We start from the raw sequence: 20,009 nt of genomic DNA, 5'->3' as shown, positions 1-20,009 counted from the left end.
CTTTCAAAGGTAGGGATCTTCTACTGAATGAAGATAAAAATTCTCTTTTTTAAAGTATCATCCATACACACCTTCACCTTACTCCTTTGTTGTTTTAAACATATAACCGCTATAAGAATTGTAGATAATCATCACAATGCCCATTAACATGAAATTGGATATGAGTGAACTTCCGCCATAGCTTAAAAATGGCAATGTCATACCTGTTACAGGTAAAAGTCCAATTGTCATACCGATATTTTGTGTAATTTGGAAGGCTAATAAACTAGAAATACCTGCTCCCATCAGCGTCATAAATGGGTCCCTTGCTTCTACTGTAATGAGAACGATACGGTAAATAACAAAAAATAAAAGAGTAATAACAAATGCCGCTCCAATGAACCCGACCTCTTCAGCAATGTTGGCAAAAATGAAATCTGTATGCTTTTCCACGACATAGACATTGTTGTTCATGTAACCTTTTCCGGTAAACTGTCCTGAACCAATTGCCGAAAATCCCTGCCTAGTTTGATAAGATGAATCTGGATGTTCATTAGGCTGCAACCAGCCGTAAATTCGAGAAATTTGATGCCCTGATAATTTATTTAAAATTTTATCTGTGAAAAATTCATTAAACTTTACATAAAGAATAGCCACAACGCTGAGAATTGATACTGGAATGGCTGTAAAGATGATCAGCAATTTTTTTTGTATACCTGAAAAGAAAATCATCGGTACAATCATCGACATATAAATCATGACCATGCCCGTATCAGGTTGCTTGTAAACAGCAAGCGTAGGTGGAAGAGTGATAACGGCAATGATGAAGAGGAGTCGCATATCTGTTAAAAAGGTTGGGCGCACATATTTCTCTCGATGTGCAACAATGACCTTACTGACAACGATTAAAAACGCGAACTTTAAAAACTCTGACGGCTGAATAGATCCTAACACTGGGATTTGGTACCAACGCTTTGCCTCGTTTACAGTTCGGGCAATACTTTCAGGCGCAATAAATAAGCCGAAAGTTAACAAGACCATCGCCCAATAAAATGGCCAGCCAATTTTTTTTAGTTGCTCAATATCCAGCGTTGCTACTCCATACATAATTAAAAATCCGATTAGGTAATAAAATAACTGCTTTATAATAAACGAGCTTGTATACTGCTCAAACACCGTACTGCTGGAATGAACAAAGAGACAACTAATAATACCGAGCAATGCCAAGCTAATGACTAAACTTTTATCCAATTTATTGATTTGTAACATTCAAACACCTCCTTTTTATCACACTATTAATAGACAACGATAAGGAATTACAGAAGGTTGCAAGTTAAATAAGTATTACAAAAATTACAAATTGTAAACCGATTTTACTAATATATTAATTTCACATTTGATTCTATATGGGTAGATTTATGGATTATTACAATCACGTTTGGTTTATTTCCTGAACTCTTCTGGTGAGTGCTCTTAGGGTTACGAGTGTGTTATATGCGAAAGCGAAACGCTGAAACAGAATGTGTTGTTAAATATAGTAACTTTGTGTTGGAGTAAATCGGTATAATCTCGCAACTCTTCGTGTAATCTTTACAAAAACATAACACTGGCTTTATATCTTCATACTATCATTATTGGTAAGAGTTGGAGAAGGAGCCAGGGATGATGCATTTTTTTCGATACATAATGGTGAAGGACAAGTTACTTGTGCTGATGATTGTTTGTGTACTATCGAACGTGTTGCTAGGTATTTTTAGTGTTGATTATTTACGGAAAATGTCATGGCATGCAAGTGAAAGCTATACAGAAGGACTTGTACCGATCGGATGGTTAAATCAACTAGAGGAATCACAACGAAAATTAGATTATTTAGTGGATTCAGCTGGGGCTTATCAAGAAATGACTGTCATTTTAAAAAATGCTGAGCAGTCTTTCAATCATTTAGAAAGTCTAGAGATTGATAAAAAGATGAACCATCAGATGAAGAAATTTAAGACCTTACTAGCACAGCAAGTAGAATTGATTGATGGCTATAAGCAATTGGGTCAAAATGAACAACAACAATTTTATGTTCAGTCTTATTTACCTGTAAGCAAGCAAAGTCATTCATTATTAGAAGAAACTCAAAGCTATTTGGTTCAGGGAGCTAAGGAACAGCAGCAGGCATACCAGAAAGATGTGCAATTTGGTTATTGGCTATTAGGAGGAGTATGTTTATTTGTTGTTTTATTAGTAATCTGTATAGGTTTTATAGCAACAAAAGCTGTGAATATACCAACACGTCAATTGAAGTCATTATTAAAGCGTGCAGAGCAGGGTGACTTCACAGCGAATGCCAGTTATGTGGCGCAGGATGAGCTTGGTGAGGTAGTATTGTCTTACAATCAAATGGTAACAGAGATGAAAAGACTACTTCATACAGTATCAAATAGTGCACATGAGGTTGAAGAAATGACTGGGAAACTGCAGGAATCCTCCGAGCAATCGTCTAACACGACGTACAAAATTGCAAAGGATGTGCAGTCCATTTCAGATTCAACTGCTGCTTCTACAAAAAAATTAGCTTCTAATACAGCATCTTTAGAGGAAGTGCTAAAGGGTGTGCAAGTAATTTTAGAAAAAGTACAGGTTGTAGAAAATTTTGCTCATAAAACTGCACGTGATGCAGAAAGTGGTACGGAAATTGTACAGGCAAATTTAACACAAATACAGGCAATTAAACTTGCAGTTGAAAAATCGAATACAGCCATTTTTAATCTTGTAGAGAGAGCGGCTACAATCGATCAAATGGTTGAGGTGATTGAAAAAATTACCGCGCAAACAAATCTCCTAGCCTTAAATGCATCTATTGAGGCTGCTAGAGCAGGGGAGCATGGTAAAGGATTTGCGGTTGTGGCCAATGAAGTTCGCAAGCTCGCGGAGCAAACCGTTCATTCAACGCAAACGATTACGTCCATTGTACAAAACATTCATTTAGATTCTAACTATGCTGTGCAAATGATGGAAGGTGTGTTAGTTGCAACTGAAAAGGGTGTGCAAGTTACAGGGGATACGGCAACAAGCTTTGATCAAATTTTAGAAAAAGTACATACAATTAAGCCATATATAATGGAAGTATCTGCAACCGTTCAAGAAATTGCCAACCATACGAAAAAGGTTAGTGAAGATGCGGTAATGTTAACATCATTTTCTGATACGAATGCAGCATCAACTAAACATGTAGCTACTTTAACAGCCGATCAATTAAACGCGCAGCAGCAATTCCATGATTATATTAGAGAGCTACATAAGGTATCAAAAGTTTTACAAATAGCCGTAAAGCGTTTCTCAATTTAGAACAAATGGAACCTTCTTTGTATATAAAGAAGGTTCTTTTTTAGACTAGTAGGTGCAAGGATCATTTCATCGAAGAAAATTAATATTGCTCCTATGTGGAAAAAATGAATAATTGTCCTTTTGAGATGTACATATGTATTTTGTTTGTTTTGCTAGCACAATATTTTATAGGTCTCATATACTGATGATAAAGGATTTTACGTTCTTGTTTTCAAAATTAAAAATATTATGGTTGTGTTTTTAATATGAACAAATTATAATGAAATTCATTGGAAGTGTTATTAAATCAATGTTTATTTATATATTATTGTACATTCCAAAAGTACAATTGTTCATAGGTGGAGGTTTGGAGAAATGAAAAAGATAATGGTTACAGGAGCACTAGGTCAAATAGGTTCTGAGCTTGTAGAAAAACTTCGTAGTGTTTATGGAGAGGACAATGTATTAGCGACAGATATTCGGAAGCTTGAGCATTCTAAGGGTCCATTTGAAGTATTGGATGTGACGGATGGACAAAGAATGCATGATTTAGCGAAGGATTTTGGTGCAGATACAATGATGCATTTAGCGGCGTTATTATCAGCGACAGCAGAAAGAAATCCGTTGCTGGCGTGGAATTTAAATATGGGTGGTTTAATGAATGCGTTGGAGGTTTCGCGTGAGTTAAACTTGCAATTTTTTACGCCAAGCTCAATAGGAGCGTTCGGTCCATCGACACCGAAGGATAATACGCCACAGGATACATTACAGCGTCCAACAACAATGTATGGGGTAAATAAAGTTGCTGGTGAGCTATTATGTGATTATTATTTCAATCGTTTTGGTGTAGATACTCGCGGTGTACGCTTCCCAGGGTTAATTTCATACGTAACTCCTCCAGGAGGTGGTACGACAGACTATGCAGTAGAGATCTTCTATGAGGCGATCGAGCAAGGTAAGTACACATCTTATATTCAAGAAGGTACGAAGATGGACATGATGTACATGCCAGATGCATTGCAGGCTATTGTTGATTTAATGGAAGCCGATAGTAGCAAACTAATACATCGTAATGCCTTTAATATCACTGCAATGAGCTTCGAGCCATCTGAAATTGCGGCGGAAATTAAAAAGCATTTGCCACATTTCCGTATGGATTATAATGTAGATCCAGTACGTCAAGCGATAGCAGATAGTTGGCCAGATTCTTTAAATATAGAAGCAGCACAGAAAGAATGGGGCTTTAAAGCACAGTATGATTTAGCCAAAATGACTGTTGATATGCTGGAAAAATTAAAAATCAAACTACAAACGAAAGCCTGTTCATAAATAAACAATCCTAAAAAGCGGACGAAGAATTTAGTTTTCTTCGTCTTTTTTATTTTGACGGGCAATCACTTAAAAATTGGAATGATATTTGTTAAACGTATACCATGTATAATAAGTTGATTGGAGCGAAGCAGGTAGGGGAACGAAAGTTAAAAGCATTACACACACGTCCTTGTGATAACGCCTTCGTGATCAACCTCGTGTTGCTGCCGCTACGTTGCACTACGCTTTCGCACAGAAAACATTTGTTGCTGCCGCTACGTTGTGTAAAAAGTCAAAAAAGTTATTTATTTTTAAAATCTAAAACAAGTATACCCCGTTCTAAATTTAGTACGGGATTAAAACCTCCGGCGGATATCACGGAATCGGCTTTATGCTTGAACAAAGCCGATCCTGGACGCAATTATGCCGAGGCATAATTGATTTGTACTAAAAAATATAACAATAAAATCGTTTAAAGATCTAAGTTTTATTCAACAATAGCGCCTAATTGTTGAAGATTATCTTAAAGCGAACCGATAGTTACTATTTGATTAAACTTTTAATATCTCTAAAGATCTTCCATACGTTACACCCAAAATTGCTTACCAATGTGATAAGCAAATCTTGTTGTTTATCATATGAACTATAAAAACTTATACCGGGATCGCAGCCTTCAAAGTGGTATTCAAACGTGCCTTCTTCATTTTTATCCAGCCAAATCCCATACCCGTAGCATTCTTCTTTCACTTGGGGGGTTAACATTTCTTTTAACATTTCCTTCGATATCAATTGACCCTTCATCAGACTAGCCCAGAACTTTTCAATATCTATTACAGTCGTAAATGCTCCCCCTGCTCCTGTTCCTTTTACGTCAACACTGTAAATATTGGTATAAAACGCTTGCTTGCTATCATCATATATATACCCGTTTGCACATTGAGCAGGCAATCTGTCCAGCTCATAATACCCCGTATTCAACATACCGCATGGAATAAAAACATGTTCATTAAGATATACATCAAATGAAGAGCATGTTATGGCCTCAACAATAAGACCAAGAACAACAAATCCTGTATTATTGTATTGAAATCTATCTCCTGCAGGATACATCATCGATTTATGAATAAATAATGGAATGATATCCGATGATGTGCGAATCTTATAATTGGGGTAGTCTACCCACAGTTCGTCATAATCGTCCATGACAGACTCATCAAAATAGTCGGGTATTCCTGATGTATGATTAAGCAACTGCCTGATGGTTATGTGAGGGTCAATATTCTTTAAATCAAAATTCAAGATGTCCCCAATACAACTATCAAAAGATAATCGACTTTGTTCAACCAGTTGCAAAATGGCTATGGCAACAAATACTTTTCCTGCTGAGGCTGTTGCAAACTTTGTATCAATCTCGTTTGATACTTTATTAGGTAAATCTGCGTATCCAAAGGCTTTACGGTATACATTTTTACCGTTTTGAATGACCGATATGACCCCGCTAAAATCCTCGTTTATACATTCGTCAAACCCCATCATTTCACTCTCCTTTAAGCAAACTTATATGTATGCACGTATTAATTTTACTCACGTCTTATTAACGAATAATATTTTAAAATCCCCTTTCAGAAAAAGATTCAAATGACAAGCAGCTTTACACCTTATCACATGTTTTGTCTCGGATATAAACTACTTCGTCTCACTTACGAATATTCCCTCTTTTATTCCGCAATTTGGATCGATTGTTAAATAACAAGACTGGCGTTTTTTAAACAACTTTATTATCTCTGAACACATTGCACTACGCTTTCGCACAGAAACATCTGTTGGCCCAATGCCTCCAGGAAAGCTCCCAGTCGGAACGGGAATCAACCCCACGTTTTGCCAAAGAGCCATACTTTAATTATTGAAACAATAGTTTTTCAACAACATGGGATGAAGAAAACAATTTAGTTTTCTTCATCTCTTTTTTATTTCTAATAGTTATTTTAGAAAAAGTTAACAATAAAAAGAAAATTATTGGAATATATAGCTTAATTTATGATTTTTAAATATAATTATATTCAGAATGTTAATAATTTTTGGTTAAATTTTTATTAATATTTCACAAGGGGAAAAAGAGAGGGAGTTCACAAGACGAAAGGATGGATGGTTTTTATGATGCAAACGCCGTTAGTATTAACAAGCTTTTTTAAAAGAGCAGAAAGCTATTTTGCTAGAAAAACTATTGTTTCAAGGACGAGCCCGCAGAAGATTCATCGTTTAACATATGGGGAATGGGCGAAAAGAACACGTCGCTTAGCAGATGCGCTTACAAAGCTGGGGATGACAAGAGGAATGAAGATTGGCTCCTTTGCCTGGAATCAGCATCGCCACTTAGAGGCTTATTTTGCGGTACCATGTTCTGGCGCTATTTTGCACATGGTGAATATTCGTTTATCAGAAGAGCATTTAATTTATATTATTAATCATGCAGAAGATGAGATTTTAATAATTGATGTGGATTTACTACCAATTATTGAAAATATTGCGCCTGATCTCAAGACAGTAAAACATTATATTATTATGACAGATGAGGATACTTTACCAGAAACGACATTACCGAATGCATTATCATATGAGGATTTATTAGCAGCAGCAGATGAAAACTATCAGTTCCCAGAGGATATAGGGGAAGAGGAGCCTGCTGGCATGTGCTATACAAGCGCTACAACAGGGAATCCAAAAGGGGTTGTTTATTCACATCGAGGTCTAGTGCTACATAGTATGATGCTGAGTATGTCTGATTCGATGGGCATTTCTGAGCGTGATGTCGTGATGCCGATTGTACCAATGTTTCATGCAAATGCATGGGGCTTACCATTTGCATGTGTCAATGTGGGTGCTACACAGGTATTGCCTGGTCCACAATTCACATCGGCAATCATTTTGGATTTAGTGGAGCAGGAGAAAGTTACATTAACAGCTGGAGTGCCGACAATTTGGATCGGTGCGTTGCAGGAACAGGAGAAGCGTGAGCGAGATATAAGTTCGCTACGAGCTATTTGTTGTGGTGGCTCTGCTTCACCTACTCGACTTATTCGTACATTTGAAGAGCAATATGGCATTCCATATATAGTCGTATATGGAATGACTGAAACAACACCGATTGTAGCGTTATCAAATTATATGTCTTGGATGGATGAATGGCCAATTGAAAAGCGTATTGAATCGCGAGCAATGCAAGGAATGACGATGGCCGGCATTGAATCGAGTATTATTAATGACAATGGAGAAGTACCATGGGATGGAGAGACAATGGGTGAGTTACGCTTACGAGGTCCATGGATTTCACACGAGTACTATCGTGATGAACGTACAAATGATGCCTATCGTGACGGCTGGTTATATACAGGGGACATTGCGGTGCGAACAGAGGATGGCTTTATCAAAATAACAGATCGTACAAAGGATTTAATTAAATCAGGAGGGGAGTGGATCTCCTCAGTTGATTTAGAAAATACGTTAATGACCCATGATGCTGTTTTGGAAGCAGCAGTTATTGCAATTCCGCATGTCAAATGGCAAGAACGCCCGCTAGCTTGCGTAGTATTGAAGGAAGGAAAGGCAGCAAGTGAAGAGGAGCTTCTTGCATTTTTAGAAAGCCAATTTGCAAAATGGTGGGTACCAGATGATGTGGTATTTTTAGATGAAATTCCAAAAACATCAGTAGGAAAGTTTCTGAAAGCCAAGCTTCGAGACAATGTGGCGGAAATTTATCCGAAATTAGGTTCATTCGTATAGTTAAAAGAGCGATTTCCATAAAAGGAAATCGCTCTTTCATTTTATTTATTTAACATTTGAAATACTTGTTCTACGTCTTTGTCTCCACGGCCAGAGATATTGATAATAATGCTCTCTTCTGGAGATAGTGTTGGCGCAAGCTTTAGTGCATGAGCAACTGCGTGGGAGCTTTCAAGCGCAGGAATAATTCCTTCGACTTTTGACAGTATTTGGAATGCTTCAAGCACCTCTTCATTCGTCACCGTTACATATTCTCCACGACCAATTGTTTTTAAATAACTATGCTCTGGACCAGCTCCAGGATAATCTAGTCCAGCGGCAATCGAATATGTTGGTAGTGGATTGCCCTCTGCATCTTGCAGTACTAAACATTTGAAGCCGTGTAATTCACCCGGTGTTCCTTCATTTAATGTTGCTGCCTTATCGGGTTCAATACCGATGAGGCGAACTTTTTCATCTGCAATATATTCTGCAAATGCACCAATCGCATTACTACCGCCGCCGACACAAGCAAGTACTGCTGCTGGTAGCTTTCCTTCTTTTTCTAAAATTTGTTCACGACTTTCACGGCTAATGACTGATTGGAAATGCTTCACCATTGAAGGGAATGGGTGAGGTCCAACAGCGGAACCAAGTAAATAGAAAGTTGTCTCATAGTTTTCTACTAAATCAGCAAATGCTGCATCCACTGCATCCTTTAGTCGCCCTTGACCTTTATCAACTGCTACTACCTTTGCACCAAGAAGCTCCATACGGAAGACGTTTAATGCTTGACGCTTTGTATCCTCTAAACCCATATAAATTGTGCAATCCATCCCGAACATTGCACAAGCAGTTGCTGTTGCTACACCATGCTGACCTGCACCTGTTTCGGCGATAACATGATTAGCACCCATGCGCTTTGCCAATAAAATCTGACCTAGAACGTTATTAATTTTATGAGAACCTGTATGGTTAAGATCTTCACGCTTTAAATAAACTTTTGCGCCACCTAATTGTTTTGTTAAATTTTCAGCAAAATAAAGTGGAGATTTGCGCCCAACATATTCATGGAAATAATAATCTAGCTCTTTATTAAAGTCTTCATCGTCTTTATATTTTTGGAAGTTTTCATCTAAAATATTTAATACATTTTGAAGCTCATCAGGAACAAAGCTACCGCCAAATTCACCAAAATATCCTTTTTTCTCTACTACTGTACTCATCTCTTCTCGACTCCTCTTTCTAATTTTTCCATAAAAAAAAGTCACTACAATCCTTCTGTAAAAGGACGAGTAACCGTGGTGCCACCTTCATTCGCAAAAATTGCGCGCTTTCGTACTCTGGTAACGGGGAGTAAATTCGTCCTCACATTTGATGAGGCTGCTCTAAAGTCCATTCACAAGTATGTACTACTGATTTGCACCAACCATCAGCTCTCTTTAAGTACTACCGCTTGCTACTATTCTTTTTCCTCGCATTTATTGAAATGAATTCTAAAGTATTTTCAGAATAGTGTCAAGGTATGTTGTGCTAAGAAATTAAAAAAAGACGAATCTAATAAGACCCGTCTGTTTAAATTAAATTTTTGAAGTTTAAGCGTTTATTCAATGTATACATAATCGGTGCACCGACCGCTAAGACAACAAATTCACCTGCAGCAACAGTTAACCATGTCCAGAAGAATGGTAACTCTAATGCTAAGTTCAATTCAAATGCAATGATAAACATAGTGCATGTAAATAAAAATGTATTGATGACTAAACGTGCCCAAATATTTTTGACAAATTTACAAATAAGAATGAACAACCCAAGGGTAATCATCGAATGGCCTACACCGAAAACTAAATCGTACATGCCGAGTGGTGAAAATATATTGGAGATAAATACGCCAATAATAATCCCAACGGCAAAGCGTGGATTAAAGGCAACTAAATGGTTAAACATTTCGGATAGACGGAACTGCACCTCTGTAAAGCCAAATGATCCGACTAGTAATGTAACAGCAATGTAGAGCGCTGCAATAATACCGCTCGTTGCTAAAAATTTAACTTTCATCTTCATTTCTCCTTAGTTTTTTTACGTGGGATGGTTACGAACCACGTGAAGCAAATGCAATCATATCAATGTTCATGCTTGTTTGTAAATAGCGATGAGTAAAAAAAACGCGGAAATTCATAGTGCTAACGGTAATATTTAGCTCTTGTTCGTTGCTCATTAATTAGATGTGTGTAGGCATGTCCAAGATTTAATGTTCAATCCAAAAGAAGGGGAGCTCGTACACTTGCTAAAATGCGAAAGAAACTTATGCAGAGATAGTAGAGCTAAATTCTTCTTTACAGATGGACTATAGATGAGAAGTAACCTCGAAACTTAGAAGTGATGGAGCTGTCCGGTCACTTGTTAAAAGAACTGTTCAAAGCAGTTCTTTTAAAGTGACCATTTCAGTATTTTTTTAAAACACTAAATGCTTGAGCAAATTTTTGGGCAAAGATTAATGGGGGCTCTATTGATTGAAAGTGAACGTATAAAATAGCGGGATCCGTAAATATCCAATGATTATGAACAGCACTTATAATCAAATTATTTTCTGCAAGTACTTTAACAAATGGCTGTAATTCCTCTTGGAGTACTACAACTTCACCTAAGTTAAGTGCATTTCCATATATATCAAGCGATTCGAATGTTATCCCAGCATGAAGTGCACTACGACTTGGGCGACCTTGAATCTTAACATAAAGGCTTCGATGAAGTTTTACTGAACATACGCCATGTTCCACAGAAGCTTTTCCGTTGGCAATCTGTGCAAATTTCGTACACATATTTTGAAAGCTTTGCATTTTAGACACCTCTACTTTTTATATTAATAATGAGGATGTCTTGGCGCGAAAGTAGTACATATAACGGGTTTCTGATTTGAAATTACTCCTCTAAAATATTTTTAATTTCTTCTATTTCCAAAATTAAATCGTCTACTTGTTGCTTGAATTCATCTGTATATTCTAATTCCTCATCCAATTCTTTTGTATACTCTAAGGCATTTAAGGCAAAATCCAAAGCAAATGCAAATAGACTGTCACATAGATTAGAAATGATTGTGTCAATATTTCCTGTACTTGCTTTTGGTTTTTCTTGTGAATAAGACGGCTGAGTTAATTCGATATCATCATTATTCATAGTATTCCTCCTTTTTGGGAACAGCACTAACCTCATTTGCATCATATGCATTACATGTAAAAAGGGAGACTAAAATGAACATTTTCTGCAGATCATTCTTATTAGAAATAAATGTGTTACACGTCTAACCGTGAAGGAAGTAGAACGAGAGGGTGATTCTAAAGCACTCGCGAGTTGTTTTTATTCAGCAATTCCAGGGGTTGCTCAAACGTACATATGCTTCCCTGATATCCCGTTACAGATTTTCCGAACGGGAAAGCCCAATCCTTCAGGTATGAGATGAGAGTGAGGTCGGATACGGAGTGCTACTAAAAACTGAAAGGTTTGCTGTACTTCAAGTATCCGAAAATTTCGCACTTTTTTGTATGTATGTTGCTTTTATAAATAAAGCTGATACATTTAAGTTGAGAGAGGAATTTCCTCATCTTCAACATTTACCAAGCCAATGGACACGTTCCTATTTTGTATCTACCGCAGGAAACGTATCGAGTGAAATCATCAAGCATTATGTGGAACAACAAAAAACAAGGGGGGAATACTATACAAGTTAAATGTAGTAATTGTGGTTTTGCGCAATTTTCCAAAGACTGAAAATTCAATAAATTCTGTAGCTCAGTTCATGGTCAATAATTAGTGAAGCAATTTTAGAAGAGTAAAGAAGAGTAAAAAAGCTAGATTAATTAGAGACTGAGGTGAAGAACAATGTCGCAAACAATAACAGTTAAAGTCAAACTGCTTCCAACAAAAGAACAGGCTTCTATTTTGAAGAATATGAGTCAATCGTATGTTTATACAATCAATACCCTTGTTTCTGAAATGGTTGCAGATAAGAAAAGTACAAAAAAATCAAGCAAGGATATTTCTACCGACCTGCCAAGTGCTGTTAAAAACCAAGCGATTAAAGACGCTAAAAGTGTGTTTAAGAAAGTGAAGAAAAATAAATACAAGGTTGTTCCTGTGTTAAAGAAGCCAGTGTGTATTTGGAATAACCAAAACTATTCTTTTGATTTAACGCACATTTCAATGCCTATCATGATGGATGGCAAGGCAACTAAAACGCCTATTCGTGCTTTGCTGGTCGATAAGGATAACCGTAATTTGGATTTGTTGAAACACAAATTAGGTACTCTTCGTATCACAAAGAAAGCGAATAAATGGATGGCACAAATAGCTGTCACCATTCCTACAAGTGAAAAAACAGGAACAAGGGTAATGGGTGTAGATTTGGGTTTGAAAGTCCCTGCTGTTGCAGTGACAGATGATGGAAGCGCTTGTTTCATTGGAAATGGTAGACAAAACAAATATGTCAGACGTACATTTAAATACAAACGTAAGAAGTTAAGTAAATTAAAGAAATTAAATGCTATTCGTAATCTTAATGATACAGAACAGCGATACATGAAAGGACAAGACCACAAGGTTAGTCGTGCGATTGTTAATTTTGCTAAAGAAAATAAGATTTCTGTCATTCGTTTAGAACAACTAACGAACATCAGACAGACGGCAAGAACAAGCCGTAAAAACGAAAAGAATCTGCATAACTGGTCATTCTATCGTCTTGCTCAATTCATTGCGTACAAAGCGAACCTAGTGGGTATTAAAGTTGAATTTGTGAATCCTGTATACACAAGTCAAACATGCCCGAAATGTTCCGAAAAGAATAAGGCATATGATAGAAAATATAAGTGTAAATGTGGATTCGAAAAACATCGTGATTTAGTCGGTGCAATGAATATTCGATATGCACCTGTGATTGATGGTAACAGTCAATCAGCCTAAGATGCTATATGCACTGTCTTAGGAAGGGTAATGAGATCCCCTCATCTTGAAGGCTGTTCAAAACAGAAATGGACTGCGAACGCGTAGTCATTCAAGAATCCCACCCGTCATACCGTAAGGTGTAGGGCTTGCGACTTTAGTCGTGGGAGTCTCAACTCAAAGTAGTTGGTTAGTAGATATCTTGAAAAAGTAAGAGCGCATTATATCTGTTATGAAGGCAGCCTGACATTTCCAATGGAGATGTCAGGTTTTTCAGTTTTTACATATATTACATATAATTAGATGTCAGAAAAATAACTTCGCTAAATTGTCAAAAAAATTTTTGTTATGTTAGAAAAAGAAATCAATTTGTAAAAACAGCGCAGTTTAGCGGTTTAAAGCGGCGAATTGAATGAAAAGATAAAATATTTAGCTGGATTTAAAAGTCAGAACATTCATAATGTTGTTGACGAACCTCGATAATAACGATAATATAGCGATACGTTCACACTTTGCTTGGATAAAGTGTGATAAATATCAGAGATCAAAATCGGGGGGATTATTTGTGAAAAGCAATTTAAAAAAGCTTTCGTTCCTGTTATTTGGGTTAGTTTTAATGCTGGCTGCTTGCGGTAGCAGTGGCTCTAGTTCATCGGATTCGAAAGGGAACGAAACGAATAACGCGAGTGAAAGCGGCAATGCAGGTGACAAAACATATAAAATCGGGATTACTCAAATTGTAGAGCATCCATCTTTAAATGCTGCAACTGATGGCTTTAAAAAGGCAATTGAAGATTCAGGATTAAAAGTAGAGTTCGATCCGCAAATAGCGCAAGGAGATAACAGTCTTAACACGACGATTGCAAACAATCTAGTAAGTGCCAATGTAGATTTAATCTTTGCTAACTCTACGCCGTCCGCACAAGCGGCAGCAACAGCAACTAGTGATATTCCGATTGTCTTCACTTCTGTAACAGATGCTGTTGGAGCACAGCTCATTGACTCTATGGAGAAGCCAGGAAAAAATGTAACAGGAACGATCGATTTACATCCTGATACTATTTCGAAAACAGTGGCATTCTTAAAGGAACTAGGCGCGAAAAAAGTAGGTATGGTTTACAACGCTGGTGAGCAAAACTCAGTAGCACAAGTAAAAGAAGTGAAAAAAGTGATGGGTGAACAAGGCTTAACAGTGGTTGAGGCATCTGCGGCAACGTCTGCAGAAGTAAAACAAGCTGCTGAATCGTTAATCGGTAAAGCCGATGCATTCTATATCATTACTGATAATACAGTAGTTTCGGCACTAGAGTCTGTCATTGATGTAGCAAATGCTAATAAATTACCACTAGTTGTAGGCGAGCTTGACTCTGTGGCACGTGGTGGCTTAGCGGCATATGGTTTTGAATATTATGACATCGGTTATGAAGCGGGACAAATGGCTGTGAAGATTCTAAAAGGTGAAGCAACACCTACTGATATACCAGCTCAATACCCACAAAAGCTAAAACTATTAATAAATAAAAAAGTTGCCGATGATTTAGGAATCAAAATTAAAGATTCTTGGGGTGCAGAGCTTTTAGAAAAGTAATGACCTAACATGATCATCTTATAAAACGAAGCGGGGGAGAACTAAAACTGCCCCCGCTTTATCTACTTTTAGAGTAAAAATTGAAATCAATTATGCGGAAGAATCACCGTTCTATTTAGAATTATGTATTGATTCACAAGTATGATGGGATAATCTTTTCTAGTTTCACCTTATTGAGAAGGTTATGGTTCAAGTCTTGTTAAAAGTATGCCATGTGGATAAGTTGATTGGAGTGGAGGCTGGGCGACTCCTTGGGGATTAGCGTCACAGATGAGACCCTGGAGCGAGCACACAGGGGAACGAAGGCTAAAAGCATCACGTTCTGTGATAACGCCTTCGTGACCAACATCGTGTTGGCCCAAGCGGCTCATCGGACGCCCCCAGGAAGCTCTGCTCTGTGCGAAAGCGAAGCGACAGCAATTGTTTTATCTGTGCGAAAGCGTAGCGACAGCAACATCAAAGCGCCCAGCCGGAACGGAAATCAACTTCAAGTTATGGTGATGAGCCAAATTATATATTAAGAAATTATTAGGAGATGATTCAACTATGTTTTTAGCAATATTTGGCGCGATGGAGCAAGGAATCATCTATGCAATTATGGCACTTGGTGTGTATTTAACATTCCGCGTGTTAGATTTTCCGGATTTAACGGTTGATGGAAGCTTTGTAACAGGGGCGGCTACAGCGGCGACGATGATTATGCTTGGCTACCACCCAATCTTAGCGACTTTAGTGGCAATTGTTGCTGGATTTATTGCTGGATGTATGACAGGAATTCTTCACACAAAAGGGAAAATTAATCCTCTGTTATCGGGGATTTTAATGATGATTGCTTTGTATTCTATTAACCTACGTATTATGGGATCAACGGCAGAAAATACGATAGGTCGTCCGAATATTCCACTATTAAATTCAGAGACTTTATTTTCAAAGTTTCAAGCAATTTGGAGTAATTTAGGAATCGATACGGCATTAAATAACCTACTAAAAGGCTTCGGCGTTCAGCAACCACCTTCAACATGGAGCACGATAATCGTAGTGTTAATCATCACGATTTTAATTAAGTTCATTGTAGACTGGTTCTTGAAAACAGAGATCGGCCTAGCTATTCGAGCAACTGGTGATAATAAGCGTATGATTCGTAGCTTCTCGGCTAATACAGATACTCTTATTATTCTTGGGCTAGGGCTTTCTAACGCACTTGTCGCATTTTCTGGAGCTTTAATCGCACAATATTCGAAGTTCTCAGATGTCAGTATGGGGATAGGGATGATTGTGATCGGTCTTGCATCTGTTATTATCGGCGAAGCAATCTTCGGTACAAAAACGATTATGCGCACAACTTTCGCTGTCATTGCTGGAGCCATCATTTACCGCATTATTTTAGCGCTAGCATTACGAGTAGATTTTCTTGATTCAGGGGATATGAAATTAATAACAGCTATCATTGTTATTATAGCGTTGATTTTACCTCAATTTATCAATAAGAGTAAGGCGCGCAAACGCAAGGTGAAACGCGCAGCAGAGAAGTCAGACGTAAAGACGGTTGAGCAGGGAGGAAATGGCCTTGCTTAAATTAAACGGCATTAATAAGGTATTTAATGAAGGTACACCAGATGAAAAAATGGCACTTGCAGAAATTAATTTGCACTTAAAGCCAGGGGATTTCGTCACAATTATCGGCAGTAATGGTGCTGGTAAATCGACAATGATGAATATGATTTCTGGCGCGTTAACACCAGACTTCGGCACGGTTTCGATTGATGGAAATGAGGTTACGACTTTACCAGAATATAAGCGCTCCCACTACATCGGTCGCGTATTCCAAGATCCGATGGCTGGTACAGCACCAGCAATGACGATTGAGGAAAATTTAGCATTAGCTTACTCACGTAATAAGAGTAGAGGCATGCGTATCGGTGTTGATAAAAAGCGCCGAGAATTTTTCAAGGAATCCTTACAGATGTTGGGCTTGAATTTGGAAAATCGCCTATCTGCAAAAGTCGGCTTACTTTCAGGAGGAGAGCGTCAAGCGCTGTCTCTTTTGATGGCAACATTCACGAAGCCTTCGATTTTATTGCTAGATGAGCATACGGCAGCACTTGACCCATCTCGTGCCGAGTTAATCACACGTATTACGAAATACTTAGTTGAGAAAGACAGCTTAACGACATTAATGGTCACGCACAATATGCAACAAGCATTAGACTTAGGAAATCGACTGATTATGATGGATAAAGGTCAAATCATTTTAGAGGTTGGCGAGGATCGAAAGCATGAATTAACCATCCCAGATTTAATGGCCGAGTTCGAACGTATCCGCGGTGAGAAAATGAACTCAGACCGTGCATTACTAGGATAATAAATGATAAAACGCTCATACATAGGTATGGGCGTTTTTACGCTGAAAGAAGTTAAAGCCTCCGGCGGATGTCACGGAATCGGAAAGGAGTTCTTTGTGCAAGCACAAAGCCGATTCCGGACGCAATTATGCCGAGGCATAATTGATAGTTGGGTGATAAATCGATAAAGTTGATCGATGAATATTTAGAAAATTTAGATAAACGGGCGAAATTTTTCGATAAAGTGCATTATAATCTAGCTAAAGGAGGTGAAAATATGTTACTCAAAAAGCGCGAAGTTTCATTGAAGCAACTCACATTAGAAATGCTTGAAAGGCGATTACCGAAATCTCACCCAAAGTCTACTTACTATCAAGAAATGCTAAATAGAACAAGAGCAGGGTATGCAGGTGAGCAACGAGTAGACCAGGAATGGCAAGAAATCTATTTGGAGCATGTGCATTATTTATTGCATGATGTTGTGCTTAAGGATGAAGGTGTATCCATACATCAAATGGATACATTATTAATGTCGCAGAATTTTATTTTAATAGTGGAAATCAAAAATATCGTCGGGCGTGTAGAATATATGGAAGATCACCATCAATTTATTCGAGTTACGTATGATGGCAAAGTAGATGGTTTCCGAAATCCCTTTGATCAAGTGAAGCGGCATGCTAGGTTTTTACGGCAGATTTTTCAAAAAGCTGGCGATCATATACCTATTATATATATGATTGTCTCTGCAAATCCTAATATGATTATGACGTCCAGTTTATCGGCGCAACCAATTATTCATGTGAGTGGCTTGGCTGAGAAGGTAGAGCAGTTGTTCAATCAACATCAACAAGCTTATCTAAGTGAAGAAATTTTAAGAGAACTCTCAAAACATATTCTAAAGATGCATAAACCTACGCAATGGACACTGGATATGAAGATGGATGAACTAAAGAAAGGTGTATTATGCTCTAAGTGCGATTATCGATTTGCCATGCACTATCGTCAAGGTAAGTGGCAGTGTGAGAATTGTGGTGAGGTAGATAATCAAGCTTTCAATAATGCGCTGAAAGATTACCGTTATATGTATGGTGAATTGATATCCAACAGTTCACTTCAAGATTTTTTCGGCATTTCTTGCGCTAAAACGGTATATAAAATATTGAAGTCGTTGCAGCTTCAAGAAGTAGGTGCAAAGAAGGATCGAAAGTATATTATTAAATAGTATAGTCTATCAGTGCGGTCAGATAGACTGTATTTTCTAAAATGTTCCGATAAATTAATAAATCATTCCGATAAAATCTGAAATTGTTCCGATAAATCTCAAAATTGTTCCGATAAAACACAAAATCATTCCGATAAACCTAAAAAAGCCACACTCACAAAGCAAGTGTGACTCTTTATTTTAGACTAGTAGGCCGAATAGTTGAATGTCGTTGTTTACTTCTTTGTATTTGAAGCCGAATTCATTCATGCGTGCTAGTAATCCTTCGTAGTCTTCACGGTTGCCAAGCTCGATACCGACTAAGGCAGGCCCACTTTCTTTGTTGTTTTTCTTTGTGTATTCGAAAGTTGTAATGTCATCATTTGGCCCTAGAACGCTTGTTAGGAATTGGCGAAGCGCGCCTGCACGCTGTGGGAAGCTGACGATGAAGTAGTATAGTAAGCCTTCATGAATTAAAGATTTTTCTTTAATCTCCTGCATACGACCGATGTCATTATTACCACCACTAATGATGATAACGACTGATTTACCTTTAATTTCCTCTTTATAAGAGTCGAGTGCTGCTACTGATAATGCTCCAGCAGGCTCTGCGATAATGGCATGTTTATTGTAGAGATCTAAAATCGTTGTACATACTTTTCCTTCTGGTACTAGTACGATGTCGTCTAAGTAGCGACGACAAACATCATATGTGTGATGACCGACGCATTTTACCGCAGCACCATCTACGAATTTGTCAATCCAATCAAGTGCCACTGCACCGCCTTCTGCAAATGCAGCCTTCATACTGCCCGCACCGGCAGGCTCTACTCCAATAATTTTGCTATTAGGGGAAAGGTTTTTCACATAGGCAGAAACACCTGACATTAAGCCTCCGCCGCCAATACTACCAAACACGTAATCAATCGGTTCCTCCATGTCATTCATAATCTCAACTGCGACCGTTCCTTGTCCAGCGATGACATCAAAATCATCAAATGGGTGAATAAAGATTTTATCGTGCTCATCACAGTAAGCAAATGCACTTTCTGCAGAATCATCAAAGGTATCACCAGCTAAAATAATTTCTACATATTCACGACCAAACATACGCACTTGGTCAATTTTTTGCTTAGGTGTTGTTTGAGGCATAAAAATACTTGCTTCAATTTTCAATTGTGCACAGGCGTAGGCAACACCTTGGGCATGATTGCCTGCACTTGCACAAACAACGCCAACTTTACGAGCCTCTTCTTCAATTTTTTTAATCTTATAATAGGCACCACGAAGTTTAAATGAGCGTACATGCTGTAAATCTTCGCGTTTAAAATAAATATTAGCTCCGTATTTCTCGGATAAATAATCATTTTTTTGTAGTGGAGTGTGTACCACTACGTCTTTTAAGAAATGATGTGCAATCAAGATATTTTCTACTTGCACCGTTCTAGTGTCAGCAGCTTCCATAATATTCATCCTCCGTTATACATATAAAACATTTATCTATGATAGCACATTATATAAGCCTTTTGTTATTAATTTTTAGTAAATTCTAAATTTTCGGTGTCTATTTCGTACAAAA

Annotated in this window: 16 protein-coding genes, 1 riboswitch and 1 other annotated feature; of the genes, 9 read left to right on the top strand and 7 right to left on the bottom strand. The window is 37.7% G+C overall.

Annotated elements, in window-relative coordinates:
• Positions 1–78 precede the first annotated feature (78 nt).
• Positions 79–1,248 carry an FtsW/RodA/SpoVE family cell cycle protein gene (locus tag ABH968_RS24485; protein WP_370048207.1) on the bottom strand — a complete coding sequence of 390 codons (1,170 nt, stop codon included), beginning with the start codon at positions 1,246–1,248 and terminating at the stop codon, positions 79–81.
• Positions 1,249–1,641: 393 nt separating this feature from the next.
• Here ABH968_RS24485 and ABH968_RS24480 point away from each other — a divergent pair, with 393 nt between their 5' ends.
• On the top strand, positions 1,642–3,315 hold the full coding sequence (locus tag ABH968_RS24480; RefSeq protein WP_370048205.1) for a methyl-accepting chemotaxis protein: 1,674 nt from the start codon (positions 1,642–1,644) through the stop codon (positions 3,313–3,315).
• Positions 3,316–3,669: 354 nt separating this feature from the next.
• Entirely contained in the window at positions 3,670–4,623 is a 954-nt protein-coding gene (locus ABH968_RS24475) for an L-threonine 3-dehydrogenase (protein WP_370048203.1), read from the top strand.
• A 525-nt stretch (positions 4,624–5,148) separates the two neighbouring features.
• Here the strand turns inward: ABH968_RS24475 and ABH968_RS24470 are convergent.
• Entirely contained in the window at positions 5,149–6,141 is a 993-nt protein-coding gene (locus ABH968_RS24470) for a serine hydrolase domain-containing protein (protein ID WP_370048201.1), read from the bottom strand.
• 618 nt (positions 6,142–6,759) lie between these two features.
• Here ABH968_RS24470 and ABH968_RS24465 point away from each other — a divergent pair.
• Positions 6,760–8,385, top strand: coding sequence for a long-chain fatty acid--CoA ligase (locus ABH968_RS24465; protein WP_370048199.1), 1,626 nt, complete (start codon positions 6,760–6,762; stop codon positions 8,383–8,385).
• A gap of 41 nt (positions 8,386–8,426) precedes the next feature.
• Here the strand turns inward: ABH968_RS24465 and trpB are convergent, their stop codons facing one another.
• From trpB to ABH968_RS24445, 4 genes are all read right to left on the bottom strand, one after another.
• Positions 8,427–9,590: a tryptophan synthase subunit beta gene (gene trpB, locus ABH968_RS24460; protein WP_370048198.1), complete on the bottom strand. Its 1,164-nt coding sequence runs from the start codon at positions 9,588–9,590 to the stop codon at positions 8,427–8,429.
• 58 nt (positions 9,591–9,648) lie between these two features.
• Positions 9,649–9,849, bottom strand: a binding site (T-box leader).
• Positions 9,850–9,939: 90 nt separating this feature from the next.
• Positions 9,940–10,422 carry a QueT transporter family protein gene (locus ABH968_RS24455; RefSeq protein WP_370048196.1) on the bottom strand — a complete coding sequence of 161 codons (483 nt, stop codon included), beginning with the start codon at positions 10,420–10,422 and terminating at the stop codon, positions 9,940–9,942.
• Positions 10,423–10,428: 6 nt separating this feature from the next.
• Positions 10,429–10,473: riboswitch (PreQ1 riboswitch) on the bottom strand.
• Between the two features lie 335 nt (positions 10,474–10,808).
• The gene (locus ABH968_RS24450) at positions 10,809–11,204 is read right to left on the bottom strand and encodes a DUF1259 domain-containing protein (protein ID WP_370048194.1); all 396 of its coding nucleotides are present in this window, start codon (positions 11,202–11,204) and stop codon (positions 10,809–10,811) included.
• Between the two features lie 82 nt (positions 11,205–11,286).
• Positions 11,287–11,541, bottom strand: coding sequence for a hypothetical protein (locus ABH968_RS24445; RefSeq protein WP_370048192.1), 255 nt, complete (start codon positions 11,539–11,541; stop codon positions 11,287–11,289).
• Positions 11,542–11,906: 365 nt separating this feature from the next.
• On the opposite strand from ABH968_RS24445, the gene ABH968_RS24440 reads away from it, so the two are divergent.
• The 6 genes from ABH968_RS24440 (at position 11,907) to ABH968_RS24415 (ending at position 18,451) form a co-directional block, all read left to right on the top strand.
• A complete protein-coding gene (locus ABH968_RS24440) occupies positions 11,907–12,092 on the top strand; it encodes a transposase (protein ID WP_370048219.1) in 186 nt (61 codons plus the stop codon).
• A gap of 151 nt (positions 12,093–12,243) precedes the next feature.
• Positions 12,244–13,320 (top strand): RNA-guided endonuclease TnpB family protein, encoded by a 1,077-nt coding sequence (locus tag ABH968_RS24435; RefSeq protein ID WP_370048190.1) that lies wholly within the window; start codon positions 12,244–12,246, stop codon positions 13,318–13,320.
• 544 nt (positions 13,321–13,864) lie between these two features.
• Positions 13,865–14,887, top strand: a complete 1,023-nt coding sequence (locus tag ABH968_RS24430) for an ABC transporter substrate-binding protein (RefSeq protein WP_370048188.1) — start codon at positions 13,865–13,867, stop codon at positions 14,885–14,887.
• 546 nt (positions 14,888–15,433) lie between these two features.
• Complete coding sequence (locus ABH968_RS24425; RefSeq protein ID WP_370048186.1) at positions 15,434–16,462, top strand: ABC transporter permease; 1,029 nt, start codon at positions 15,434–15,436, stop codon at positions 16,460–16,462.
• Positions 16,455–17,249: an ABC transporter ATP-binding protein gene (locus ABH968_RS24420; RefSeq protein ID WP_370048185.1), complete on the top strand. Its 795-nt coding sequence runs from the start codon at positions 16,455–16,457 to the stop codon at positions 17,247–17,249. The genes ABH968_RS24425 and ABH968_RS24420 overlap by 8 nt, the downstream gene beginning before the upstream one ends.
• A 257-nt stretch (positions 17,250–17,506) precedes the next feature.
• Positions 17,507–18,451: a nuclease-related domain-containing protein gene (locus ABH968_RS24415; protein ID WP_370048184.1), complete on the top strand. Its 945-nt coding sequence runs from the start codon at positions 17,507–17,509 to the stop codon at positions 18,449–18,451.
• Positions 18,452–18,631: 180 nt separating this feature from the next.
• Here ABH968_RS24415 and ilvA read toward each other — a convergent pair whose 3' ends face one another.
• Complete coding sequence (gene ilvA / locus ABH968_RS24410; protein ID WP_370048182.1) at positions 18,632–19,894, bottom strand: threonine ammonia-lyase IlvA; 1,263 nt, start codon at positions 19,892–19,894, stop codon at positions 18,632–18,634.
• Between the last annotated feature and the right edge of the window lie 115 nt (positions 19,895–20,009).

It is taken from the genome of Lysinibacillus sp. RC79 (assembly GCF_041262405.1).
In the GTDB taxonomy this organism is placed as follows: Bacteria; Bacillota; Bacilli; order Bacillales_A; family Planococcaceae; genus Lysinibacillus.
This window is presented reverse-complemented; position numbering and strand designations above follow the sequence as displayed.